19 protein-coding genes and 1 pseudogene are annotated in these 20,627 nt (G+C 71.4%); 14 read left to right on the top strand and 6 right to left on the bottom strand.

Translation table 11 applies throughout. From position 1 onward, the window contains the following. Positions 1-134: 134 nt before the first annotated feature. From mshD to pstB, 8 genes are all read left to right on the top strand, one after another. Positions 135-1,172, top strand: a complete 1,038-nt coding sequence (gene mshD, locus ACFVSN_RS41840) for a mycothiol synthase (protein WP_387958743.1) — start codon at positions 135-137, stop codon at positions 1,170-1,172. A gap of 282 nt (positions 1,173-1,454) precedes the next feature. Further along, complete coding sequence (locus ACFVSN_RS41835) at positions 1,455-3,632, top strand: RNA degradosome polyphosphate kinase (RefSeq protein ID WP_380445992.1); 2,178 nt, start codon at positions 1,455-1,457, stop codon at positions 3,630-3,632. A gap of 103 nt (positions 3,633-3,735) precedes the next feature. Beyond that, the gene (locus tag ACFVSN_RS41830; RefSeq protein ID WP_387958741.1) at positions 3,736-4,821 is read left to right on the top strand and encodes a CHAD domain-containing protein; all 1,086 of its coding nucleotides are present in this window, start codon (positions 3,736-3,738) and stop codon (positions 4,819-4,821) included. Between the two features lies 1 nt (position 4,822). Further along, on the top strand, positions 4,823-5,308 hold the full coding sequence (locus ACFVSN_RS41825) for an NUDIX hydrolase (protein WP_380445990.1): 486 nt from the start codon (positions 4,823-4,825) through the stop codon (positions 5,306-5,308). 242 nt (positions 5,309-5,550) lie between these two features. Beyond that, the gene (pstS, locus tag ACFVSN_RS41820) at positions 5,551-6,687 is read left to right on the top strand and encodes a phosphate ABC transporter substrate-binding protein PstS (protein ID WP_380445989.1); all 1,137 of its coding nucleotides are present in this window, start codon (positions 5,551-5,553) and stop codon (positions 6,685-6,687) included. 147 nt (positions 6,688-6,834) lie between these two features. Beyond that, positions 6,835-7,806, top strand: coding sequence for a phosphate ABC transporter permease subunit PstC (gene pstC, locus ACFVSN_RS41815; protein WP_380445988.1), 972 nt, complete (start codon positions 6,835-6,837; stop codon positions 7,804-7,806). After that, positions 7,803-8,879: a phosphate ABC transporter permease PstA gene (gene pstA / locus ACFVSN_RS41810; protein WP_380506407.1), complete on the top strand. Its 1,077-nt coding sequence runs from the start codon at positions 7,803-7,805 to the stop codon at positions 8,877-8,879. The genes pstC and pstA overlap by 4 nt, the downstream gene beginning before the upstream one ends. A 39-nt stretch (positions 8,880-8,918) precedes the next feature. Continuing rightward, positions 8,919-9,695, top strand: coding sequence for a phosphate ABC transporter ATP-binding protein PstB (gene pstB / locus ACFVSN_RS41805; protein ID WP_380445986.1), 777 nt, complete (start codon positions 8,919-8,921; stop codon positions 9,693-9,695). A gap of 143 nt (positions 9,696-9,838) precedes the next feature. Here the strand turns inward: pstB and ACFVSN_RS41800 are convergent, their stop codons facing one another. Both ACFVSN_RS41800 and ACFVSN_RS41795 read right to left on the bottom strand, forming a co-directional pair. Continuing rightward, positions 9,839-10,834 carry an anion permease gene (locus ACFVSN_RS41800; RefSeq protein WP_380445985.1) on the bottom strand — a complete coding sequence of 332 codons (996 nt, stop codon included), beginning with the start codon at positions 10,832-10,834 and terminating at the stop codon, positions 9,839-9,841. 5 nt (positions 10,835-10,839) lie between these two features. Continuing rightward, complete coding sequence (locus ACFVSN_RS41795) at positions 10,840-11,460, bottom strand: DUF47 domain-containing protein (protein WP_380445984.1); 621 nt, start codon at positions 11,458-11,460, stop codon at positions 10,840-10,842. 381 nt (positions 11,461-11,841) lie between these two features. On the opposite strand from ACFVSN_RS41795, the gene ACFVSN_RS41790 reads away from it, so the two are divergent. Next, positions 11,842-12,228: a metal-sensitive transcriptional regulator gene (locus ACFVSN_RS41790; protein WP_359974349.1), complete on the top strand. Its 387-nt coding sequence runs from the start codon at positions 11,842-11,844 to the stop codon at positions 12,226-12,228. A gap of 89 nt (positions 12,229-12,317) precedes the next feature. Here ACFVSN_RS41790 and ACFVSN_RS41785 read toward each other — a convergent pair whose 3' ends face one another. Continuing rightward, positions 12,318-12,518: a hypothetical protein gene (locus ACFVSN_RS41785; RefSeq protein ID WP_387958739.1), complete on the bottom strand. Its 201-nt coding sequence runs from the start codon at positions 12,516-12,518 to the stop codon at positions 12,318-12,320. A 195-nt stretch (positions 12,519-12,713) separates the two neighbouring features. Continuing rightward, positions 12,714-13,604 carry a hypothetical protein gene (locus ACFVSN_RS41780; protein ID WP_380445981.1) on the bottom strand — a complete coding sequence of 297 codons (891 nt, stop codon included), beginning with the start codon at positions 13,602-13,604 and terminating at the stop codon, positions 12,714-12,716. 163 nt (positions 13,605-13,767) lie between these two features. Between ACFVSN_RS41780 and ACFVSN_RS41775 the strand changes: the two genes are divergently transcribed. Then, positions 13,768-13,962 carry a hypothetical protein gene (locus ACFVSN_RS41775; protein ID WP_387958738.1) on the top strand — a complete coding sequence of 65 codons (195 nt, stop codon included), beginning with the start codon at positions 13,768-13,770 and terminating at the stop codon, positions 13,960-13,962. A gap of 4 nt (positions 13,963-13,966) precedes the next feature. On the opposite strand, the gene ACFVSN_RS41770 is transcribed toward ACFVSN_RS41775, so the two are convergent. Together ACFVSN_RS41770 and ACFVSN_RS41765 are read right to left on the bottom strand one after the other, a co-directional pair. Beyond that, positions 13,967-14,677, bottom strand: coding sequence for a phosphatase PAP2 family protein (locus ACFVSN_RS41770; RefSeq protein ID WP_380445979.1), 711 nt, complete (start codon positions 14,675-14,677; stop codon positions 13,967-13,969). 486 nt (positions 14,678-15,163) lie between these two features. After that, positions 15,164-16,153: pseudogene (locus tag ACFVSN_RS41765) on the bottom strand (NlpC/P60 family protein); the annotation flags it as partial. A gap of 248 nt (positions 16,154-16,401) precedes the next feature. Between ACFVSN_RS41765 and ACFVSN_RS41760 the strand changes: the two are divergent. The 4 genes from ACFVSN_RS41760 to ACFVSN_RS41745 all read left to right on the top strand — a co-directional run bounded on the left by ACFVSN_RS41760 (position 16,402) and on the right by ACFVSN_RS41745 (position 20,576). Further along, positions 16,402-16,755, top strand: a complete 354-nt coding sequence (locus tag ACFVSN_RS41760; RefSeq protein ID WP_380445978.1) for a hypothetical protein — start codon at positions 16,402-16,404, stop codon at positions 16,753-16,755. A 159-nt stretch (positions 16,756-16,914) separates the two neighbouring features. Beyond that, entirely contained in the window at positions 16,915-17,730 is an 816-nt protein-coding gene (locus ACFVSN_RS41755; protein ID WP_387958736.1) for a hypothetical protein, read from the top strand. A 277-nt stretch (positions 17,731-18,007) separates the two neighbouring features. Beyond that, a complete protein-coding gene (locus tag ACFVSN_RS41750; RefSeq protein ID WP_387958734.1) occupies positions 18,008-18,994 on the top strand; it encodes a hypothetical protein in 987 nt (328 codons plus the stop codon). Between the two features lie 7 nt (positions 18,995-19,001). After that, on the top strand, positions 19,002-20,576 hold the full coding sequence (locus ACFVSN_RS41745) for an SCO6880 family protein (protein ID WP_380445975.1): 1,575 nt from the start codon (positions 19,002-19,004) through the stop codon (positions 20,574-20,576). The last annotated feature ends 51 nt before the right edge of the window (positions 20,577-20,627 follow it).

The following is a 20,627-nucleotide window of genomic DNA, read 5'->3' as shown; positions in this document are numbered from 1 at the left end:
TGGTACTGCAGGGGGGACCCTGTGGGAGAGTAGGACGCCGCCGAACAATTCTTCTGAAAAGCCCCTGATCCATTCGGATCAGGGGCTTTTCGCATTTCCGGGAGCAGTCGTGCCCGGTGACGTATTGTCAGTCCATGGACGAACAGACAGCGGTCATCGCGGACAGTGTGCTCCGGCCCGGGCAGCGTGACGGCGCCCTGCGCGTGCTGGCGGACGCCCAGGCGGTCGACGGCCGGGCGGCCGTGTCCGAGCAGGGCCGACTCCGGCTGCGTTCCTCGGAGACGCCCCGCCCCGGTGTCATCCACCTCCTCGAAGCCGACGTAGCCCACGAAGCCGCTCAAGCCGACGAGGCCAACGAGAACGCCAAGGCCGCCGGGAGCGCCGAAGCCGCCGTCGTGGCCTACGGCCAGCTGGAGATCCCCCAGGACACGGCTCCCGGGGCCCACGCCAATCCCGCCGCCGAACTCGTCGTCGCCCCCGCCGCCCGAGGCCGCGGCCTGGCCCGCCCCCTGGTGGACGCCGTGCTGGCGGAGGCCCACCGGGCCGGCCGCGACGCCGTCGACTTCTGGGTGCACGGCGGCCACCCCGCCGCCCGCCACCTGGCCGACCGGTACGGCGCCGAGCTGGTCCGCGAGCTGCGGCAGATGCGCCGCACGGGTGAGCAGACCGAGACCGTCCCGCTCCCCGAGGGCGTCGAGCTGCGGACCTTCCGCCCGGGTGAGGACGACGCCGAGTGGCTGCGGCTCAACGCCCTCGCCTTCGCCCACCACCCCGAGCAGGGTGCCTGGACCGAGCGCGACCTGGCGGACCGGCTGGCCGAGCCCTGGTTCGACCCGGCGGGCTTCTTCCTGGCCACCCGCGAGGGCAAGGTCGTCGGCTTCCACTGGACCAAGGTGCACGGGGCCACCGCCACCGAGCCGGCCCTCGGCGAGGTGTACGTCGTCGGGGTGGATCCGGCCGAGCAGGGCAGCGGCCTGGGCCGCGCGCTGACCGCGGCGGGCCTGCGTCACCTGACCGGCTCAGGCCCCGGCGAGCGTGGACTGGAGACCGTACTTCTCTACGTAGACGCCGACAATCCGGCCGCCGTGCGGGTATATGAACGACTGGGATTCACCGTGCACGAGGTGGACCTCATGTACCGCGTCGAGTACCGGGCGGACCGGGCGGTCTAGCCGCAACAGCCGGTCGGGGCAAGGCACGGGGCACCGCCGCCCCGGCCCCGACCGACTCAGCTTTCCTCCTGGCCATGCGGTGTTTACCGTGGATTCAATTGTTGCCGCGAAGATCACAGGATGAAGTCCGTAGTGTCTCGCTCGTGCAGCGTCGGCCGTACCACGGCGGCCGGTGCTGTACGGACCGCGCCGGGTGGGTGGGCGTGGGCGCCGGGCGATGACGACGGCCCGCAGAGCCATTCGCGTTCGGACGCCGTCCTGCTGCTGGAGGAGCTGGAACCCATGAGCATCCCTCGCCCCGTCTCTGCCCCACTGTCCCCACCGGCCCTGATGTCGAACGCGCTCGGTCTGCCGCCGGAGCCGTCGACGGTGGACGAGCAGGACTTCGAGGAGCTTCCGCAGGGCCGGTTCCTGGACCGCGAGCGGAGCTGGCTCGCGTTCAACGAGCGGGTCCTGGAGCTCGCCGAGGACCCGAAGATCCCGCTGCTGGAGCGGGCCAAGTTCCTCGCCATCTTCGCGAGCAACCTGGACGAGTTCTTCATGGTCCGGGTGGCCGGCCTCAAGCGCCGGATCGCCACCGGCGTCGCCCAGCGCAGCGCCTCCGGCCTCCAGCCGCGCGAGGTGCTCGACCTGATCTGGACGCGCTCGCGCGAGCTGATGGCCCGCCATGCCGCCGCGTTCCAGCAGGAGGTGCTGCCGGACCTCGCCACCGAGGGCATCGAGGTGGTCCGCTGGCCGGAGCTGGCGGAGAAGGAGCAGGCCCGCCTGCACACGCTCTTCCGGCAGAAGATCTTCCCGGTCCTGACCCCGCTGGCGGTCGACCCGGCGCACCCCTTCCCGTACATATCGGGGCTGTCCCTGAACCTCGCCGTGGTGGTGCGCAACCCGGTGTCCGGGCACAAGCACTTCGCCCGCGTGAAGGTCCCGCAGTCGCTCGCCCGTTTCCTGGAGGCCTCGCCCCAGCGTTACGTCCCCCTGGAGGACGTGATGGGCGCGCACCTGGAGGAGCTGTTCCCGGGCATGGAGGTGCTCGCGCACCACGCGTTCCGGGTCACCCGCAACGAGGACCTGGAGGTGGAGGAGGACGACACCGAGAACATCCTCAAGGCCCTGGAGAAGGAGCTGATGCGGCGGCGCTTCGGCCCGCCGGTGCGGCTGGAGGTCGAGGAGTCGATCGACCCCTACATCCTGGACCTGCTGGTGCGGGAGCTGAACATCACCGAGGCGGAGGTCTTCCCGCTGCCCGGCCCGCTCGACCTGACCGGCCTGTTCGGGATCGCCGAGCTGGACCGCCCGGAGCTCAAGTACCCGAAGTTCGTGGCGGGCACGGCCCGCGGGCTGACCGACGTCGAGTCGGCCTCCCAGCCGGACATCTTCGCCGCGATGCGCGAGCGGGACGTCCTCCTGCACCACCCGTACGACAGCTTCTCCACCTCGGTGCAGGCCTTCCTGGAACAGGCCGCGGCCGACCCGGACGTGCTGGCGATCAAGCAGACGCTGTACCGCACCTCGGGCGACTCGCCGATCGTCGACGCGCTGATCGACGCGGCGGAGTCGGGCAAGCAGGTGCTGGTCCTGGTCGAGATCAAGGCGCGCTTCGACGAGCAGGCCAACATCAAGTGGGCCCGCAAGCTGGAGGAGTCCGGCTGCCATGTCGTCTACGGCCTGGTCGGCCTGAAGACGCACTGCAAGCTGTCGCTGGTGGTCCGTCAGGAGGGCGACACCCTGCGGCGCTACTCGCACGTGGGAACCGGCAACTACCACCCGAAGACCGCCCGGCTCTACGAGGACCTCGGGCTGCTCACCTCGGACCCGCAGGTCGGGGCCGACCTCTCGGACCTCTTCAACCGCCTGTCCGGCTACTCGCGCCGCGAGTCCTACCGCCGTCTGCTGACCGCCCCGCGCGGTCTGCGCGACGGCTTGGTCGCCCGGATCCACAACGAGATCGCCCACCACCGCGCGGGCCGTCCGGCCTACGTGAAGCTCAAGGTCAACTCGATCGTCGACGAGGCCCTGATCGACGCGCTGTACCGGGCCTCGCAGGCCGGCGTGCCGGTGGACGTGTGGGTCCGCGGGATCTGCGCGATCCGTCCCGGCGTGCCGGGGCTGAGCGAGAACATCCGGGTCCGCAGCGTGCTCGGCCGCTTCCTCGAACACTCCCGCCTCTTCGTGTTCGGCAACAACGGCGATCCGGAGGTCTGGATCGGCAGCGCCGACATGATGCACCGCAACCTGGACCGCCGGATCGAGGCGCTGATGCGGATCACCGATCCCGCGCACCGCGCCGAGCTGTCCGGGCTGCTCGACCTCGGGGTGTCGGACGAGACCGAGTCCTGGCACCTCGGCCCGGACGGCGCCTGGACCCGCCACTCGCAGGACGCCGAGGGCAAGCCGCTGCGGCACGTCCAGGACCTGCTGATCGACTCGCGCCAGCGCCGCCGGGCCGCCACCTCCCGCTGACGCGACCACTGATGCGAGCCGCCGGAGCCGGCAGGGGACAGGCTCCGGCGGTCGGCCACCAGCCCCGGGGGACGGACCCGGGGGAACGGGGATCTACCACGCCATGACCGAAGCGCCGATGACGGCCCGGGCGGCCTCCACCGCGACCGCCGGGGACATCCTCTCCAGCCATCTCACCGCCCAGGCCGGCGCGTTCCTGCGCGCCCTGCCGCTGGCGGTGGGGGAGGTCGGCGCCAGACCGGGCACGGCGGCCGTGCCGGCGGCCGGCACGGCCGACCTGCTGCGTGCCGTGCGGCGGATCGGCGGGCTGCTGCACACCTTCGGCAGCGTCTTCGAGCAGACCTGGGCGCAGGAGTCCCGCACCGAGCTGCGCTGGCTGCTCAACCTGCTCGCGCTGGAGCCCGGGTACGTCCGCCGCTCCGCCCGGCTGCTGGGCGCGCTCGACTCGCTGAGCGGCTCGGACCCGGACGGGACCGGCATGCTGGCCGGGCACGCCGGCGCGCCGAAGGCGCGGGCGCTGCTGGACCGGCAGCTGACGCTGGCCCGGACGAGGGCGCACTCCAGCGTGCTCCAGGAGTTGCGGTCGGCCCGGCTGCACGCGCTGGCGGACCGGATGACGCTGCTGGTCGGCGAGGCGCCGCTGCTGGAGTCGGCGAACGCGCGGGCCGGCGCGGTGCTGCTGCCGCAGGCGGCCGCCGCGTTCACCGCGCTGACCGCGAGCGCCGCCCAGCTGCCGCTCCAGCGCGCCGCCACGCCGTACGGCGGGAACGGGCTGCGCCGCCTGGGCGCCGTTCCGCAGGCCCGCGGCGCGGTGGACGCGGACACCGCGCTGGCCGCCGACGACGAGCCGTGGGCGCGGATGCGGATCCTGGTGAAGCGGGCCCGCTACGCGCTGGAGGTGTGCGGCCGCCCGTCCGTGGAGCTGGACGAGCTGGACGACGTGCTGGGCCGCCACCAGGAGGCGGCCGACGCGGCGGTCACCGCGGCGACGGCGGCGCGCACGCCGCGGATCACCCCCGCCACCGCCTACGTACTGGGCGTGGTGCATGCTGATCAACGACTGGAGGTCGAGGCGGCGCGGTACGCCTTCGGCCGCCGGTGGCCCGAACTCCCGCCAGGCCTGGACGGCTGGCTGGAGGTCCCCCCTGCCGAGGGCTGGGGGCCTTCCCCCGCACCACGGACGGCATGAATTGCGCGATCGGCTGAGCACCGGCCAGGCGGAGCACGCCCCGGTGATCCTCGCCGCGGGCGCGGTGCTGTGGCTGCCCGGCCGGCCCAAGAAGAGCGGCCGGCTGGGACGGCCCCGGATCGCCTTGATCCACCGGCCCAAGTACGACGACTGGAGCATGCCCAAGGGCAAGCTCGACCCGGGCGAGGGCATGGCCGAGGCGGCGGTGCGCGAGGTGCGCGAGGAGACCGGGTTCGGCTGTGTGCTCGGTCCCGAGCTGCCCGCGCAGCACTACCCGGTGCAGGGCCGTCCGAAGGAGGTCCGCTACTGGGCGGCGGTGCCGACCACGGGGGCGTTCCGGCCGAACCGCGAAGTGGACCGGCTGGAGTGGCTCCCGGCGGGGAAGGCCCGCGTCCGGCTGACCCACGACCGCGACCGGTTGCTGGTCGACGCCCTGCTGGAGATCCTGGGGGCGAAGCCGGTGCGGACGCACGGCTTCCGTTGGTAGCGGAACGATGGAAGTGATCTTCCCGAGTTCTTGCCGTGACGCAACCGTTACTACCTGACCTAGTTTCCTGTCATCCGTTCGAGGTTCACTCCCCGTTCACTTGCGACCGGCTGTCGTGTCACTTCCCCGGCCTAACTTCGGGACTACCGGAGGGCCGGACGGGCCCCGGACCACAGCAAAACCCGCGCTCCGCCGTATCGCACGGCCCGCGCGCCGGGCAATGCCACAGAAAGGGACACCCAGTGAAGCTCCAGCGGAACGGCCGCACCAAGGCCCTCGCGATCGGTGCCATGGCGCTCGTCAGCTCGCTGTCGCTCGCCGCGTGCGGCTCGGACAACAACAACACGACCGCCGGTGGTTCGGGCTCCTCGGGTTCCGCCGCCGCGGCCTCGATCAACTGTGGCAGCAAGCCCACCGCCCTCCTCGCCGCCGGTTCCACCGCGCAGGGCAACGCCGTCGACGTGTGGAAGACCGCCTTCGGTGCGGCCTGCTCCGGCGCCACGGTCAACTACAGCGGTGGCGGCTCCGGCGCGGGCGTCCAGCAGTTCACCCAGGGCAAGATCCAGTTCGCCGGCTCCGACTCGGCCCTGAAGCCGGCCGAGGTCGACGCCTCCAAGGCGGTCTGCACCGGTGGCCAGGGCATCGACCTGCCGATGGCCGCGGGCCTGATCTCGCTGGTCTACAACGTCGACGGCGTTGACAACCTGGTCCTGGACGGCCCCACCGCCGCCAAGATCTTCGACTCGCAGATCACCAAGTGGAACGACCCGGCGATCGCCGCCCTCAACCCGGGCGCCAAGCTGCCGGACACCGACATCCAGTCCTTCCACCGCTCGGACGACTCCGGCACCACCGACAACCTGACCCACTACTTCGCCGCGGCCGGCGGTGGCGCCTGGTCCTACCCGGCCGCCAAGACCTGGGCCGGCAAGGGTGGCCAGTCCGCCAACGGCAGCGCCGGCGTCGCGGCCCAGATCAAGCAGGTCAAGAACTCGATCGGCTACGTCGAGCTCTCCTTCGCGCAGACCAACAGCCTGAAGAGCGCCGCGATCAACACCGGCGCCGCCAAGCCGGTCGCCGCGACCGCCGAGAACGCCGCCAACACCTTCGCCAAGGCGAAGATCACCGGCACCGGCAGCGACCTGACGCTGAAGCTCGACTACGCGACCAAGGACGAGAACTCCTACCCGCTGGTCCTGGTCACCTACGAGATCGTCTGCGACAAGGGCAACAAGGCCGACACGCTCGACACGCTGAAGGCCTTCCTGACCTACACCGCCAGCGACGCGGGCCAGAAGGCGATCGGCGAGAAGGGCTACGTCCCGCTGCCGAAGGAGCTCACCGACAAGCTCAACGCCGTCATCCCGACCCTGGCCTGACCCAGCAGGACCACCGGTGGGGCGGCCCCGTGAGCGAGGGGGGCCGGGGCCGTCCCGCCGGAACGCCCGACCCAGCACCACGTCCGGGGCACCGCCGCCATGGTGCCGCCCCCTCCCGGGGCGGCGCCACCAGACCGGAGTAGACCAATGACTTCATCCTCCCCTGCCGCGCCGCGAGGCAGGGAACGCCGACCGCGCGACAGCCGCGTCGGCGACAAGATCTTCATGAACCTCGCCCGGGGCTCGGGCATCCTCCTGCTGGTCGTGATGGGCGCCATCGCCGGCTTCCTGGCCTGGCGCTCCGGCCTCGCGCTCAGCAAGAACGACGGCAACTTCCTCACCACCTTCGAGTGGACGCCGGACGCCCCGAAGCCGGTCTTCGGCATCGCCGTCCTCGCGTTCGGCACGATCGTGAGCGCGCTCATCGCCATGGCGATCGCCGTCCCGGTCGCGATCGGGATCGCGCTGTTCATCTCGCACTACGCGCCGCGCCGGATCGCCCAGCCGTTCGCGTACCTGGTGGACCTGCTGGCGGCCGTCCCGAGCATCGTCTACGGCCTCTGGGGCGCGCTGTTCCTGGTGCCGCACATGGACGGTCTGACCAGCTGGCTCAACGAGTACCTCGGCTGGACGTACATCTTCGACCAGACCAAGACCGGCACCACCCCGCGCAACCTGTTCACCGTCGGCATCCTGCTCGCGATCATGATCCTGCCGATCATCACCGCGGTCTCCCGCGAGGTGTTCCGCCAGACGCCGCGGATGCACGAGGAGGCGGCCCTCGCGCTCGGCGCGACCCGCTGGGAGATGATCCGCACCGCGGTGCTGCCCTTCGGCCGCCCCGGCATCATCTCGGCCTCGATGCTCGGCCTCGGCCGCGCGCTCGGCGAGACCATCGCCGTCGCGGTGGTGCTGTCCTCCAACAGCGTCCTGTCGCTGCACATCCTCGACCCGGGCGGCGGCACCTTCGCGCAGAACATCGCGCTGAAGTTCGCCGAGGCCGGCGACAACGGCCGCAACGCCCTGATGGCCTCCGGCCTCGTCCTGTTCGTGATCACCCTGCTGGTGAACGGTGCCGCGCGGCTGATCGTCGCCCGCCGCAAGGAGTACTCGGCATGAGCAGCGTTACCACGACTGTTCCGGCGGACGCGCTCCCGCTCAGCCGGGCGCTGACCGCCAACCGCTTGCCCAAGTGGGCCCCGCCCGCCGTCGCGGTGGGCTCGATCGCCCTCGGCTGCACCATCGGCGCCGTCGGCGGCCTGGCCAGCCACCTGCAGTGGGGCCTGATCTCGGCGCTCCTGTTCGTCCTGATCAGCTACATCCTCTCGGCCCGGGTCGAGGGCCGCCGCCAGGCCAAGGACCGCTTCGCCACCTCGGTGGTCTGGGTCGCCTTCATCCTCGCCGTCGTGCCGCTGGTCGCGCTGACCGTCTACACGATCCAGCAGGGCATCGGCGTGGTGAACGGGTACTTCCTGAGCCACTCCATGAAGGGCGTCATCTCGTCCGGCCCGGGCGGCGGCATCTACCACGCGCTGATCGGCACCCTGGAGCAGGTCGGCCTGGCCACCGCGATGGCCGCCCCGATCGGCCTGCTCACCGCCGTCTACCTGGTGGAGTACGGCCGCGGCAAGCTCGCCAAGGTCGTCACCTTCTTCGTCGACGTCATGACGGGCGTGCCGTCGATCGTCGCCGGTCTGTTCATCCTGTCGCTCTGGAACCTCGCCCTCGGCTTCGGCTACTCCGGCTTCTCGGGCAGCCTCGCGCTGGCCATCCTGATGATGCCGGTCGTGGTCCGCTCCACCGAGGAGATGCTCAAGCTCGTCCCGAACGAGCTGCGCGAGGCGTCGTACGCGCTCGGCGTGCCGAAGTGGAAGACCATCCTGCGGATCGTCCTGCCCACCGCGATCGGCGGCATCACCACCGGTGTGATGCTCGCGGTCGCCCGCATCACGGGTGAGACCGCCCCGGTGCTGATGCTGGTGTTCGGTGCCGACTACATCAACAGCAACCCGTTCGACGGACCGCAGCAGTCCCTGCCGATGTACATCTGGCAGCAGTACTCCCTGGTCAACAACGACTTCGGCTACGCCCGCGCCTGGGGCGCCGCGCTCGTGCTGATCGCCTTCGTGATGGGGCTCAACCTCATCGCCCGGGGCATCGCACGCTGGCGCTCGCCCAAGGCCGGACACTGAGCGACCGACTGACGAAGACAGACGAGAGAAGCAACGATCATGGCCAAGCGCATCGACGTCAGCGGACTGTCGGCCTACTACGGCTCCACCAAGGCCATCGAGGACATCTCGATGAGCATCGAGCCCCGCTCGGTGACCGCCTTCATCGGCCCCTCGGGCTGCGGCAAGTCCACCTTCCTCCGCACCCTCAACCGGATGCACGAGGTGATCCCGGGCGCCCGCGTCGAGGGCAAGGTGCTCCTGGACGACGAGAACCTCTACGCCTCCAACGTCGACCCGGTCGCCGTGCGCCGCTCGGTCGGCATGGTGTTCCAGCGGCCGAACCCGTTCCCGACCATGTCGATCTACGACAACGTGGTCGCCGGCCTGCGCCTCGCCGGCGTGAAGAAGAAGGCCGTCCTGGACGAGGTCGTGGAGCGCTCGCTCAAGGGCGCCAACCTCTGGAACGAGGTCCACAACCGGCTGGGCAAGCCGGGCGCCGGCCTCTCCGGCGGTCAGCAGCAGCGTCTGTGCATCGCCCGCGCCATCGCGGTCGAGCCCCAGGTCCTGCTGATGGACGAGCCCTGCTCGGCGCTCGACCCGATCTCCACCCTGGCCATCGAGGACCTGATCGGCGAGCTGAAGTCCCAGTTCACCATCGTCATCGTGACCCACAACATGCAGCAGGCGGCCCGCGTCAGCGACCGCACCGCCTTCTTCAACCTGGCCGGCGTCGGCCAGCCGGGCAAGCTGGTCGAGCTGGACGACACCCAGCGGATCTTCTCCAACCCCTCGGTCCAGGCGACCGAGGACTACATCTCCGGCCGCTTCGGCTAAACCCCGGCGCCCCGGAGACCGAGCTGCTCCACGGTGCTGCATGGCGGTGCCGCCGCGGAGCATGAAAAGGGCCCGCCCCCGAGATGTGGGGGCGGGCCCTGTCAGTTCTCCACGGGCCGGCGGTTGTGCGGGCCGGCCGGGGGCTAGCCCCAGAACAGGTGGACGAACCAGTACACCAGCGCCGCGACGAGGGCGGCCGCCGGCATCGTGATGAACCAGCCGAGCACGATGTTCTTGGCGACGCCCCAGCGCACCGCGCGGACCCGCTTGGTGGCCCCCGCGCCCATGATCGCCGCGGTGATCACGTGGGTGGTGGAGATCGGCGCCTTGAAGACGAACGACGTGATGTACATGATCGCCGAGGCGGTGGCCTCGGCCGCGAAGCCCTGCGGCGGGTCCAGCTCGATGATCTTGCGGCCGAGGGTCCGCATGATCCGCCAGCCGCCCGCGTAGGTGCCCAGCGAGAGCATCGTGGCGCAGGAGATCTTCACCCAGACCGGGATCTCGCCGGTGGTCTGGTGGCCCGAGATGGTGAGCGCCATGACCACGATGCCCATGGTCTTCTGCGCGTCCTGCAGACCGTGCGCCAGCGCCATCGCGGCGGCCGAGGCGGTCTGCGCGACCCGGAAGTTGCGCTTGGCGCGGTGCGGGTTGGCCCGCCGGAAGATCCACAGGATCGCCAGCATCACCAGGAAGCCGCCGATCAGGCCGACCACCGGCGAGACGATCATCGGGATGACGATCTTGTCGAGGACGCCGCTCCAGATCACGTCGATCCCGCCGGCCAGCGCCGCGCCGACCATGCCGCCGAACAGCGCGTGCGACGAGGAGGAGGGCAGGCCGAAGTACCAGGTGATCAGGTTCCACGCGATCGCGCCGATCAGGGCGGCGAAGAGGATCACCATGCCCTTGTCGCCGGTCGGGGTCTCGATGATCCCCTTGGAGACGGTGTGCGCGACACCGCTGCCGAGGAAGGCGCCGGCCAGGTTCATCACGGCGGCCATCGCGAGCGCGGCCCGCGGGGTCAGCGCCCGCGTGGAGACCGACGTGGCGATCGCGTTCGCCGAGTCGTGGAAGCCGTTGGTGTACGTGAAGAAGAACGCAACGCCGATGACGGCGATGAGAGCAGCCATGTCCACGGGGGTCAGGACTCCTTGACGGCGATGGTCTCCACCGTGTTGGCGACGTGCTCGAAGGCGTCCGCCGCCTCCTCAAGGACGTCCACGACCTGCTTGAGCTTGAGCACCTCGATGGCGTCGTACTGACCGGAGAACAGGTGGGCGAGCAGCTTGCGGTGGATCTGGTCGGCCTGGTTCTCCAGGCGGTTGACCTCGATCCAGTACTCGGTGAGGTTCGACATGGTGCGCAGGTTCGGCATCGCGGCGGCGGTGAGCTCGGCGGCCCGGGCGAGCACCTCGATCTGCTGCTCGATGCCCTTCGGCAGGGTCTGGATGTCGTAGAGGACGACCAGGTCGACGGCCTCCTCCATGAAGTCCATGATGTCGTCCAGCGACGAGGCGAGGCTGTAGATGTCCTCGCGGTCGAAGGGCGTGATGAAGGACGAGTTCAGCTGGTGGAAGACGGCATGGGTGGTGTCGTCCCCGGCGTGCTCGGCGGCGCGCATGCGCTCGACGATCTCCGCGCGGGCCGACACGTCTGATCCCAGCAGTTCCAGCAGGAGCTTCGAACCGACGACGAGGTTCTCCGCGGCGGCGGCGAACATGTCGTAGAAGCTCGTCTCCTTCGGGGTCAGGCTAAAACGCACGGAAATCTCCGATGTGCGGGGTAGGGACTGAACGATGCTAGGTGCAACCAAGCGCAATCACGCAAACGGGGTGGTTGGGCAGGAGGCGGAACCTCCCCTTCCGTTCGGCTGCCGCACCGGCGACCCCGGAGCGCACTTCCATGTGCGGACGTGAGCCCCCAGTCTGACGGAACCTCGCCCGGATTGCCCTCGTCCTGCGTACGGAAGACCGGGGCGCCGCCCAGACGGGCGAACCCGCCGACGGCCCGCCCGGGGGCGCCCGGAACCCCCGTCGGCCGGGCCCCGCCGGGCCCGGTCCGGTCGTCGGAACACCACGGAGGGTCCCGGTGTTGGACACTGGTGGCCGACGCAGCCACCAGGCATCCAGACGAAGGCGGGCCGATGACCACGACGCAAGCGCGCACCGAGCCGGACGACGCGCCCGGCACCGAGCCGCACGCCGACCACACCCCGGCCGCCGCCGACGCGCACCAGGGCGGCCACGGCCCGCACGGCTACAGCGCGCAGAAGGACGCCCACCTCAAGCGGCTGCGCCGGATCGAGGGCCAGATCCGCGGGCTCCAGCGGATGGTCGACGAGGACGTCTACTGCATCGACGTGCTCACCCAGGTGTCGGCCAGCACCAAGGCCCTGCAGTCCTTCGCCCTCTCCCTGCTGGAGGAGCACCTGCGGCACTGCGTCGCCGCCGCGGCCGAGCAGGGCGGCGCCGAGCTCGACGCCAAGGTGGCGGAGGCGACCGCCGCGATCAGCCGGCTGCTGCGCAGCTGAACCCGCTCGTCGGGGCCGGGGGCCCGCCCGCGGCCCTACCGCTCCCGCCCGTCACACCGGTCCCGCTCGGTGTACCGCTCCCGCTCGGTCTACCGGTCCCGCTCGATGTACCGGTCCGCGTCCGTCCGGCCGGGCTCGGGCCGGTCGAGCAGCACCTCGTCGATCCGCTCGGTCGGCAGCCGGTCGCCGGTGCTGGCCGTCGCGGCGATCATCAGCTCGCCGGCCAGCTCGATCTCGTCGAGGGCCGCGTCGTCGTGGCCGTTGCTGCGGCCGCCCGTGGACGACACCACCTGCACCACCCCTTCAGTGCCTCGCCAGCCCGGGCGGCAGCCACCCGACGTCCAGCCTAGGCACTTCGGAGCCCGTCCACATGGCACGGACGGGCCATCTCGCGCCGCCGAAACGGGTGACCGCGGCTCCCCGGACGGCCACTCGCTCCGGCGGCACCCCGACGCGCCCCGGCGCCGGAGCGCTGCCCCGTCCGTCTACTTCGGGCTCTCCGTGGGCTTCAGGGCGAAGATGTCCGAGGCCGCCGGCTCGGCCGCCTCCACCGGCTTGCCGAAGTCCGTCAGCGAGGTGGTCGACGTGACCTTCACCTGGTCCTTGGCCTCCTTCGAGCCGGCCACCCCGGCGAAGGTGAAGACCTCGACCACCTTGTGCAGCCGGCCCTGGTCGTCCAGCCACGCGTCGTAGGGGACGTCCTTGACGGTGAAGGTCTGGGCGCCCATCCGCAGGCCGTCGCCGCCCCGGCCGCCGGTCGCGTCGGCCGCCTTCGACAGGTCCAGGGTGCCGCGGTAGTGGTGCAGCGCGACCCCGTCGACCGTCTCGACGCCGACCGCGTCCGCCTTCTGCACCCCGCGCAGCGCCCCCGCCGCGGTGGCCGGGTCGGTGCCGCCGCTGCTCACCAGGTTGCCGTCCGGCAGCTGGCGCACGTCCAGCTTGACCCACTTGCCCTCGGGCACCTTGGCGCCGCTGTTCTGCAGGTAGACCGTGCCCGGCAGGACCACCTCGACGATCTTGCCGGTGGTCGCCGCGCCGGGCGGCACCGCGATCTCCAGGCGGCCGATCCGCTTCACGTAGTCGTAGCCGCCGGTGCCGGAGAAGGCCGCCTTCTTGTCGCTCGACTCGGTGGTCAGCTCGGTGGCGGCGTGCGCCGACCCGGTGCGGCCGGTGATGTCGGCGGCGTTGCGGACGGCGGTGACCGGGTCCGCGGCGAGCTGGTCGGGGGTGCTCTGATCGGCCGAGCCGCCGCCGGACCCGCCCGAACAGCCGGCCAGTGCGGCCAGGGCGGCGGCGAGCAGGGCGGCCCCGGCCGCCGAGCGCAGGTGCGGTACCGGCCGGCGCCCCGGCCGTCCGCTGCGCTGCTGGTCGGTCATCTTCATCCTCGCGACAACCCCCTCGGGCCCGACTGCTCCGCCGGACACCAGCAGGTGGGCAGAGCTCTTTCCGGGCAAACGAGTTGGGGTGCGGATGGTTACGCGGGACCGGGCGCGCGGAGGGCGTCGCGCGCCGGGTGCCCGGCGCGCTACCGTGAACGACGTGCACACTGAGCTGCCGGCCGAGCCCGGCACCCGGATGCCCGAGCACCGCGTCGCGATCAGCGAACGCGGGTCCTTCGCCTACGCGACGTGCAGCTGCGGCTGGTACGCCCCGGCCCGCCGCTCCCGCGACCTGGCCCGCCGCGAGGGTGCCGACCACCTCTCCGACACCGACTCCGGCGCCGGATCCGGCTGACCGCTCAGGCGGCCAGGTCCGACTCCGGCGGCTGCTCGTCCGTGCGCACGGCCCCGCGCTCGCGGCCGCGCCGCCGCCCGCGCGGAGCGCCACCGCGCTCGGGCGCCCGGATCAGCGGGGCGACGGCGGTGCGGGTCAGCGCGTGGCAGAGCGGCACCAGGACGGCCATCGCGATCGGCGCCAGCAGCAGCACCACGGCGGTCGCGAGCGCGTAGCCGCCGATCACGTCGGTCGGGTAGTGGACGCCCATGAACATCCGGCAGAAGCCCTGCAGCAGGGCGAGCCCGCCGGCGATCCAGCCGAGCCGCCGGTTCACCAGGAAGAGCGACACCGCGACGCCCATCGTCATCGTCGAGTGGTCGCTGACGAAGGAGTGCGTGCCGGCCTTGCCGTCCACGAGGACCAGCAGCCCGCCGTGGTCCACGAACGGTCGCGGCCGGTTCACGATCGCGGCGATCGGCAGGTTGGCCAGCTCGGCGACGGCGACCGACAGCGGCACCCAGAGCAGTCCCGCGATCGCCACCGGCGCGTCCGGCCGGCGTCTGGCCTGCAGCCAGCCGACCAGGCCGAGCATCGCCAGGCCGATCAGGATGCCGTACTCGCCGATCCACGAGACCAGGTGGTCCAGCCACGGCGGGGAGCTCTTGGCGAGCCCGTTGACGGCGTAGAGCAGGCCGAGGTCGGGGTTGGTCGTGTCGGCAAGCGGCGTCGACACGCCGCACCTCCTTCTGGTCCGCTGCAGCACCTTGTACGTTCCGGCCGGGCGGCCCGCCCGGCGCGATGAGCTGACGAGGGGCCAACGGACCAAACGTCATCAGCGGTGCACAGCGTTCCACGTAAACGCGTGGTTATGGAAACTTGACTCAGCGTCCACAGCGCACTCACACGCCGGGCCGCCGGGGGCTCAGGGTTTTGCGGTCGGTTGACCCGTGGGACGGGCCGCGGAGGCTGGTGCCGACGGGGTCACGGGCCTGGCGGCGGGCGCCGTGGCGGCGTGGGCGGGGGCGGGAGGGGCCCCGTTCGGCGCGGCGGGCGGGGCGGCCGGCGGAGTGGCTGGCGGAGTGGCCTGCTGGACGGCTGCCGCGGCTGCCGCGGTGGTCGCGGTGGTCGCGGTGGTCGCGGTGGGAGTGGCGGGCGCGTCCGGGGTGGCGCCGCCGCCGATGCCGCCCTTGCCCGTGATGCTCCCGTCCAGGTTGCGCACCGGCAGCGCCTGGGCGCCGTCGGTGGTGACCCGGGTCGCGCCGATGTACTCCTTGGTGTCGATCTTGTCGTAGCGGATCACCGCGTTGGTGTGCGGCGCGTTGATCATGTAGCCGCCGCCGACGTAGATCCCGACGTGATGGATGCTGCGCGGATCGTTCAGGTCCGTCGCGAAGAACACCAGGTCGCCCGGCCGCAGCTGGTCCCGGGAGGGGTGCGGCCCGGCGTACCACTGGTCGTTGGCCACCCGGGGCAGCGTGATTCCCACCGTCTCGAACGCCGCCTGGGTGAGGCCCGAACAGTCGAACCGCCCGTTCTGCGAGGGCAGCCCCTCGCCGCCCCACAGGTACGGCGTGCCCAGCTTCGTCTGCGCGAAGTAGATCGCCCCCGCCGACTGCTGCGACACCTCCACCGGCGCGGTCGGCGCCGTGAAGCTGCGCGCCAGCGCCTTGATGTTCTTCACGTACCCCTGCGTCTCCTTGTACGGGGGCACACCGTTGTACTTCTCCACCGCGTACGGGCCGGCGTTGTACGCGGCCAGCAGGTTGTCCTGACGGTCCCCCGGGACCTTGGCCACGTCCCTGGCCAGCGCGCAGTCGTAGTTCGCCGCGGAGGCGATCGCGTCGGCCGGGTCCCAGATGTCCTTCTTGCCGTCGCCATTCGCGTCGACGCCGTAGATGTCCCAGGTGCCCGGCAGGAACTGGGCCATTCCCAACGCCCCCACACCGGAACGGGCCTGCGGATCGAAGCCGCTTTCCTGGTACAGCTGCGCCGCGAGCATCGGCGGGGAGATCTCCGGACAGAGCGCGCCCCACTTCTGGATCGCCCCCTGGTAGGCCGCCGGCACCGAACCCGCCGACAGCGTCCCGCGATTGGCCGTCTGCTGGGGCGTCCCGCTCGCGGCGTACGTCCCGATCGTCACCAGCCCGACGAACCCGATCCCGACAACTCCCGCCGCAGCGGCGGCCGTACCGGCCTTCCGGAGTACCATCAGCACCATCCCGACGAATCGTCAGTCGAAGTGTTCCGGAAGGCGTTGCTCACCGCAATCATCAGAGATACAAAGAGTGAGCGCTATCCTTCGTACGGTGGACATCCTCGCGTACGTGTCCGATGCCTCACGACCAATCCGCGAGAAGTAGCCAAGTCGACATCAGATCTGGCCAAGAATAGGCACCGACCCTTCGCGCGGGCGGGGTCAGGGCCCTTGAATTTGCCTGATCGGGCGGTGAGATGGAAATGAACCTGAGCAGCGTGCAGAGCATCGCGATCGGCCACCTGGCGGCCGAGGACCCACCAAAGAAGCCGAATATCGACACCATCATCGGCGGGATCGCCCCGGACTGGGGTCCGTTCGCGAGCCTCGGGTCGGAGGCCCGGGTGATGGTCGAGGTCATCATGGCCGTCGCCATCCTCGTCTGCCTCGGCCTCGCCGTCTGGGGCGCCGCCAAGCAGCGGATCGGTGCGACCGCCATGCGGGACAGCTTCGGCGCGGAACAGGGCAAGGGACTGATCATCGCCGGGCTGACCGGCGTGTTCATCATTGGATCACTCGGCACTCTGTTCACCATTGTCTACGGCATGGCGATCTGACGATCGGACAGCGGTAGCCCTGCTGCCGGTCCGAGCCCGGTCCCCGTCCGGACCGCCCGGAGCCCGCCCCGAGTCACCCCGTCCCCACCCTCCGTCCGCGCCCGCCCACGGCCGGAGGGCCCCCGGAGCCGCCCGGCTCCCCGCACCAGGAGGGCCGCCGTGCCGTTGTCCGACGACCAGCCGCACACCCGTACGCGGCTACCGGTCGGCGAACAGCCCTCCTCGCAGCTGAACGGACGTCAGCCGCGACCGCTCCGCACCCTGCTGGCCGTCCTCGTCGTCGTCACGCTGCTCGTCGTCGCGATCTCCATCGCCAACCACGGCAAGCCCGACCCGGGCGGCACCGCCCGCTCCTCCGACCACGCCACCCCCACCGCACCCGCCGGCGCCGGCCCTGCCCCCAGCGGCGACCAGCCCGTCGGCACCACCAGCAACGGCATCCCCAGCGGCTACCCGCACACCGACCAGGGCGCCCAGTCCGCCGCCACCAACTACGCGGTCGCCCTCGGCGGCGCGGACATGTTCCGCGCCGACACCCGCCACACCATCGTCACCACCATCGCCGACCCGGCCGCCCTGCCCACCCTCCAGACCCGCCTGGACCAGGGCTTCGGCGGCGACACCGCCGCCCGCTACGGTCTCGACGCCCAGGGCCACGCCCCGAAGGGCCTCACCTTCGTGAGTCGCACCGTCCCCGTCGGCACCAAGCAGACCGGCTACAACGACGCCGAGGCGAAGATCGAGGTCTGGTGCTCCGGCCTCGCCGGCCTCGCCGGTGAACACTCCGTCCAGCCCGTGACCGCCAACTGGTTCACCATGACGCTCTCGCTCCGCTGGACGGCCGGCGACTGGAAGCTCAGTGACTACGCCCGTAAAGCCGGCCCGGCTCCCATGCCGGCTGACCAGCAGGCAGCCACCGCCGAGGAGATCTCCGGCGCCGTCGAGCAGTTCGGAGGTTTCCGCTATGCGCGTTGAAGGTGTGAGTCGATGGCGGTTGCCCAGCATCGGCAGTGCGGTCGTGATGCTCGGTGCGGTTCAGGTCGCCGTGGTCGGTATGGCTTCCAGGGCTGTGGCCGATCCGAGTCCAAGTGCGTCACCGACCAACAACTGTGACGTCCTGCCGTTGCCGGGCAGTGATGTCTACTGTGCGTCGAAGCCCGGCGGGTCCGTTCCGGGCAGTGGCGCCGTAAGCACCGCCACCGACCCGCTCGGGTCGTTGGCCAAGGGGTGTGCGCAGGCGGCGGCGTGGGTCGTGCGGAAGTTGTCGGGGGCCATCGACGGGACGACGCAGGTGGACTTCACCAATGCGTCGTTCCTGCAGCAGTACGCGGTGGTGTTCGCGGCGTCGACGATCATCACGCTGGTGCTGTGGCTGCTCGCGGTGACGAAGCGGGCGGTGCGCGGGGCGCCGTTGACGACGGCGGTCTCGGAGGCGATCGGGTTCCTGTGGCTGACGGTCGTGGCGTCCGCGTTCACGCCGTTGATCCTCTACACCGTGGTGAGCGCCACGGACGGGCTGACCAAGGCCATCGCGGTCGGGACGAAGTCCGACACCGGGACGTACCTGGGCGGGTTCGCCGACACCCTGGAGAAGGGGGACATGGGTGGCGGGCCGCTGATCCTGATCATCGTGTCGCTGGTGGCGGTGCTCGCGGCGGCGGTGCTCTGGATCGAGCTGCTGATCCGGGCGGCGATGCTGTACGTGGGCGCGCTGCTGGGGACGGCGGTGTACGCGGGGCTGGTGGACAAGCAGCTGTGGAAGCACGTGCGCCGGTGGGCGGGGGTGATGGTGGCGGTGGACCTGGCGAAGCCGATCATCGTGATCATCCTGGGCCTGGCGGGTGCCGTCGCGACCGGTGCGGGGGCGAACGACGACTTCGCCCGGGTGCTGTCCGGCCTGGCGATCCTGTTCCTGTCGATCTTCGCGAGCGCGGCGGTGTACCGCTTCGTGCCGGGCTTCGGCGACGAGATCATGAGCATGCGGCACGCCCGCGCCAGCGCGGTGTCGGCCGGTTCGGCGATGATCAACGGCACCGCGAACCTCATGAAGCAGGGCATCACCACCCACGGCGACCGCGGCCCGCAGGGCGCGGGCGGCGGCGGGGGTGCGGGCGGGGGTTCGGTGGCCCCGGGCATCGCCGCGCACGCGGGCCGCACGCCGGCTCCGCCGCCGCAGGCCGGGCCGCCCCAGCAGGCCTCGGTTCCGATCCGCGACAGCAATCCAGCGAAGGGAGGGTGACGGGTAAGTGAGCAGTGAACCGCTCGGCCATTACGGTGCCCAGTACGCCCAGCCGTACGTGCACCAGCGCCGCACCTACCTGATCGGCAAGGCCCGCCCGAACGCGCCGATCGGCCGCAACCGGGAGACCGGCGAGATCCTGCTGATCATCTTCGGGGCGTTCCTCGGCATGCTCTGGGGCCTGATGATGCCGGTCCTGCCGCTGCGCATCGGCGGCCTGGTCGGCCTGCCCGCGCTGGCCATCGCGGCGGTCTACGTGCCGTACCGCAAGCGGACGTTCTACCGGTGGGCGGAGATCAACCGCACCTACCGGCGGACGGTCCGCAGCGGCCGCGCGGCGTGGCGTTCGGACGTGATGGACGCCGGCACCCGGCTGGACGGCCGGGAGGTGGAGGTCGGTCCGCCGCCGGGGGTGGGGCGGCTGCGCTGGCTGACGGCGCCCTTCGGGCCGGACGAGGTCGGGGTGCTGATGCACCTGGAGCGGCGCACGGTGACGGCCGCGATCGAGATCGAGGGCCCGGGCGTGGGCCTGCGCGACTCGGAGGACCAGGAGGCGCTGGTCGACCGGTTCGGCACGCTGCTGAAGCACGTCGCCAACGGGGACGGCTTCGTGACGCGGCTGCAGATCCTGGCCCGGACGCTGCCGGCCGACCCGGACGCGCACGCCAAGGACGTCGAGCGGCGCGGTGACCGCGACGCGCCGCGCTGGCTGCAGGAGTCGTACGACCAGCTGCAGTCGATGGTGTCGACCTCCTCGGAGCAGCACCGCGCGTACCTGGTGGCCTGCATGCACTACACCCGCGACCTCGCGGCCGAGGCGCACGCGATGGGCCGGACGGCGACCGGCGGGCGGGCCCGGGACGACGAGGGCCTGGCGGCGGTGATGGCGCGCGAGCTGACCGACATCTGCGCCCGGCTCGCGGAGGCGGACATCCGGGTGCGCCAGCCGCTGGGCCAGGCCCGGCTGTCCTCGCTGCTGCACTCGATGTACGACCCGGACCACCCGATCGACCACATCCAGGCGATGTCCCGGCGCAACGCGTGGCCGGCCGAGCTGGACGCGACCCACCCGCAGTACCTGCAGGCGAAGACCCGCGAGTCGACGACCCGGGAGCCGTGGTGCCACGCCACCGCGTGGGTCAAGGAGTGGCCGCTCACCCCCGTGGGTGTCAACTTCCTCGCGCCGCTGCTGGTGCACACCCCGGACGTGATCCGGACGGTCGCCGTGACGATGGACCTGGAGCCGACGGACGTCGCGATCGAGCGGATGCTGACGGAGAAGACCAACGACGAGGCGGAGGCGAGCCGCGCGGCCAAGATGAACCGCACGGTCGACCCGCGCGACCTGGCCCACACCGGCCGGGTGGACCAGCGCGGTGACGACCTGGCCTCCGGCGCGGCCGGGGTCAACCTGGTCGGGTACATCACGGTGTCCTCGCGCAGTCCCGAGGCGCTGGCCCGCGACAAGCGGACCATCCGGGCGTCGGCCGGCAAGAGCTACCTCAAGCTGGAGTGGTGCGACCGCGAGCACCACCGCGCGTTCGTCAACACGCTGCCGTTCGCCACCGGCATCCGCCGCTGAGCCGCCCGCGCGCGTCCGTCCACCGCGGCCCGTCCACCCACTGAGCCCTTC

The organism is Kitasatospora sp. NPDC057904, from assembly GCF_042887925.1.
GTDB lineage: Bacteria > Actinomycetota > Actinomycetes > Streptomycetales > Streptomycetaceae > Kitasatospora.
This window is presented reverse-complemented; position numbering and strand designations above follow the sequence as displayed.

Bases quoted from the DNA above. Each gene is read 5' to 3' on its own strand.
- mshD (WP_387958743.1), top strand. From the start codon at position 135: ATGGACGAACAGACAGCGGTCATCGCGGACAGTGTGCTCCGGCCCGGG.
- ACFVSN_RS41835 (WP_380445992.1), top strand. From the start codon at position 1,455: ATGAGCATCCCTCGCCCCGTCTCTGCCCCACTGTCCCCACCGGCCCTG.
- ACFVSN_RS41830 (WP_387958741.1), top strand. From the start codon at position 3,736: ATGACCGAAGCGCCGATGACGGCCCGGGCGGCCTCCACCGCGACCGCC.
- pstC (WP_380445988.1), top strand. From the start codon at position 6,835: ATGACTTCATCCTCCCCTGCCGCGCCGCGAGGCAGGGAACGCCGACCG.
- pstA (WP_380506407.1), top strand. From the start codon at position 7,803: ATGAGCAGCGTTACCACGACTGTTCCGGCGGACGCGCTCCCGCTCAGC.
- pstB (WP_380445986.1), top strand. From the start codon at position 8,919: ATGGCCAAGCGCATCGACGTCAGCGGACTGTCGGCCTACTACGGCTCC.
- ACFVSN_RS41790 (WP_359974349.1), top strand. From the start codon at position 11,842: ATGACCACGACGCAAGCGCGCACCGAGCCGGACGACGCGCCCGGCACC.
- ACFVSN_RS41780 (WP_380445981.1), bottom strand. From the start codon at position 13,604: ATGACCGACCAGCAGCGCAGCGGACGGCCGGGGCGCCGGCCGGTACCG.
- ACFVSN_RS41760 (WP_380445978.1), top strand. From the start codon at position 16,402: ATGAACCTGAGCAGCGTGCAGAGCATCGCGATCGGCCACCTGGCGGCC.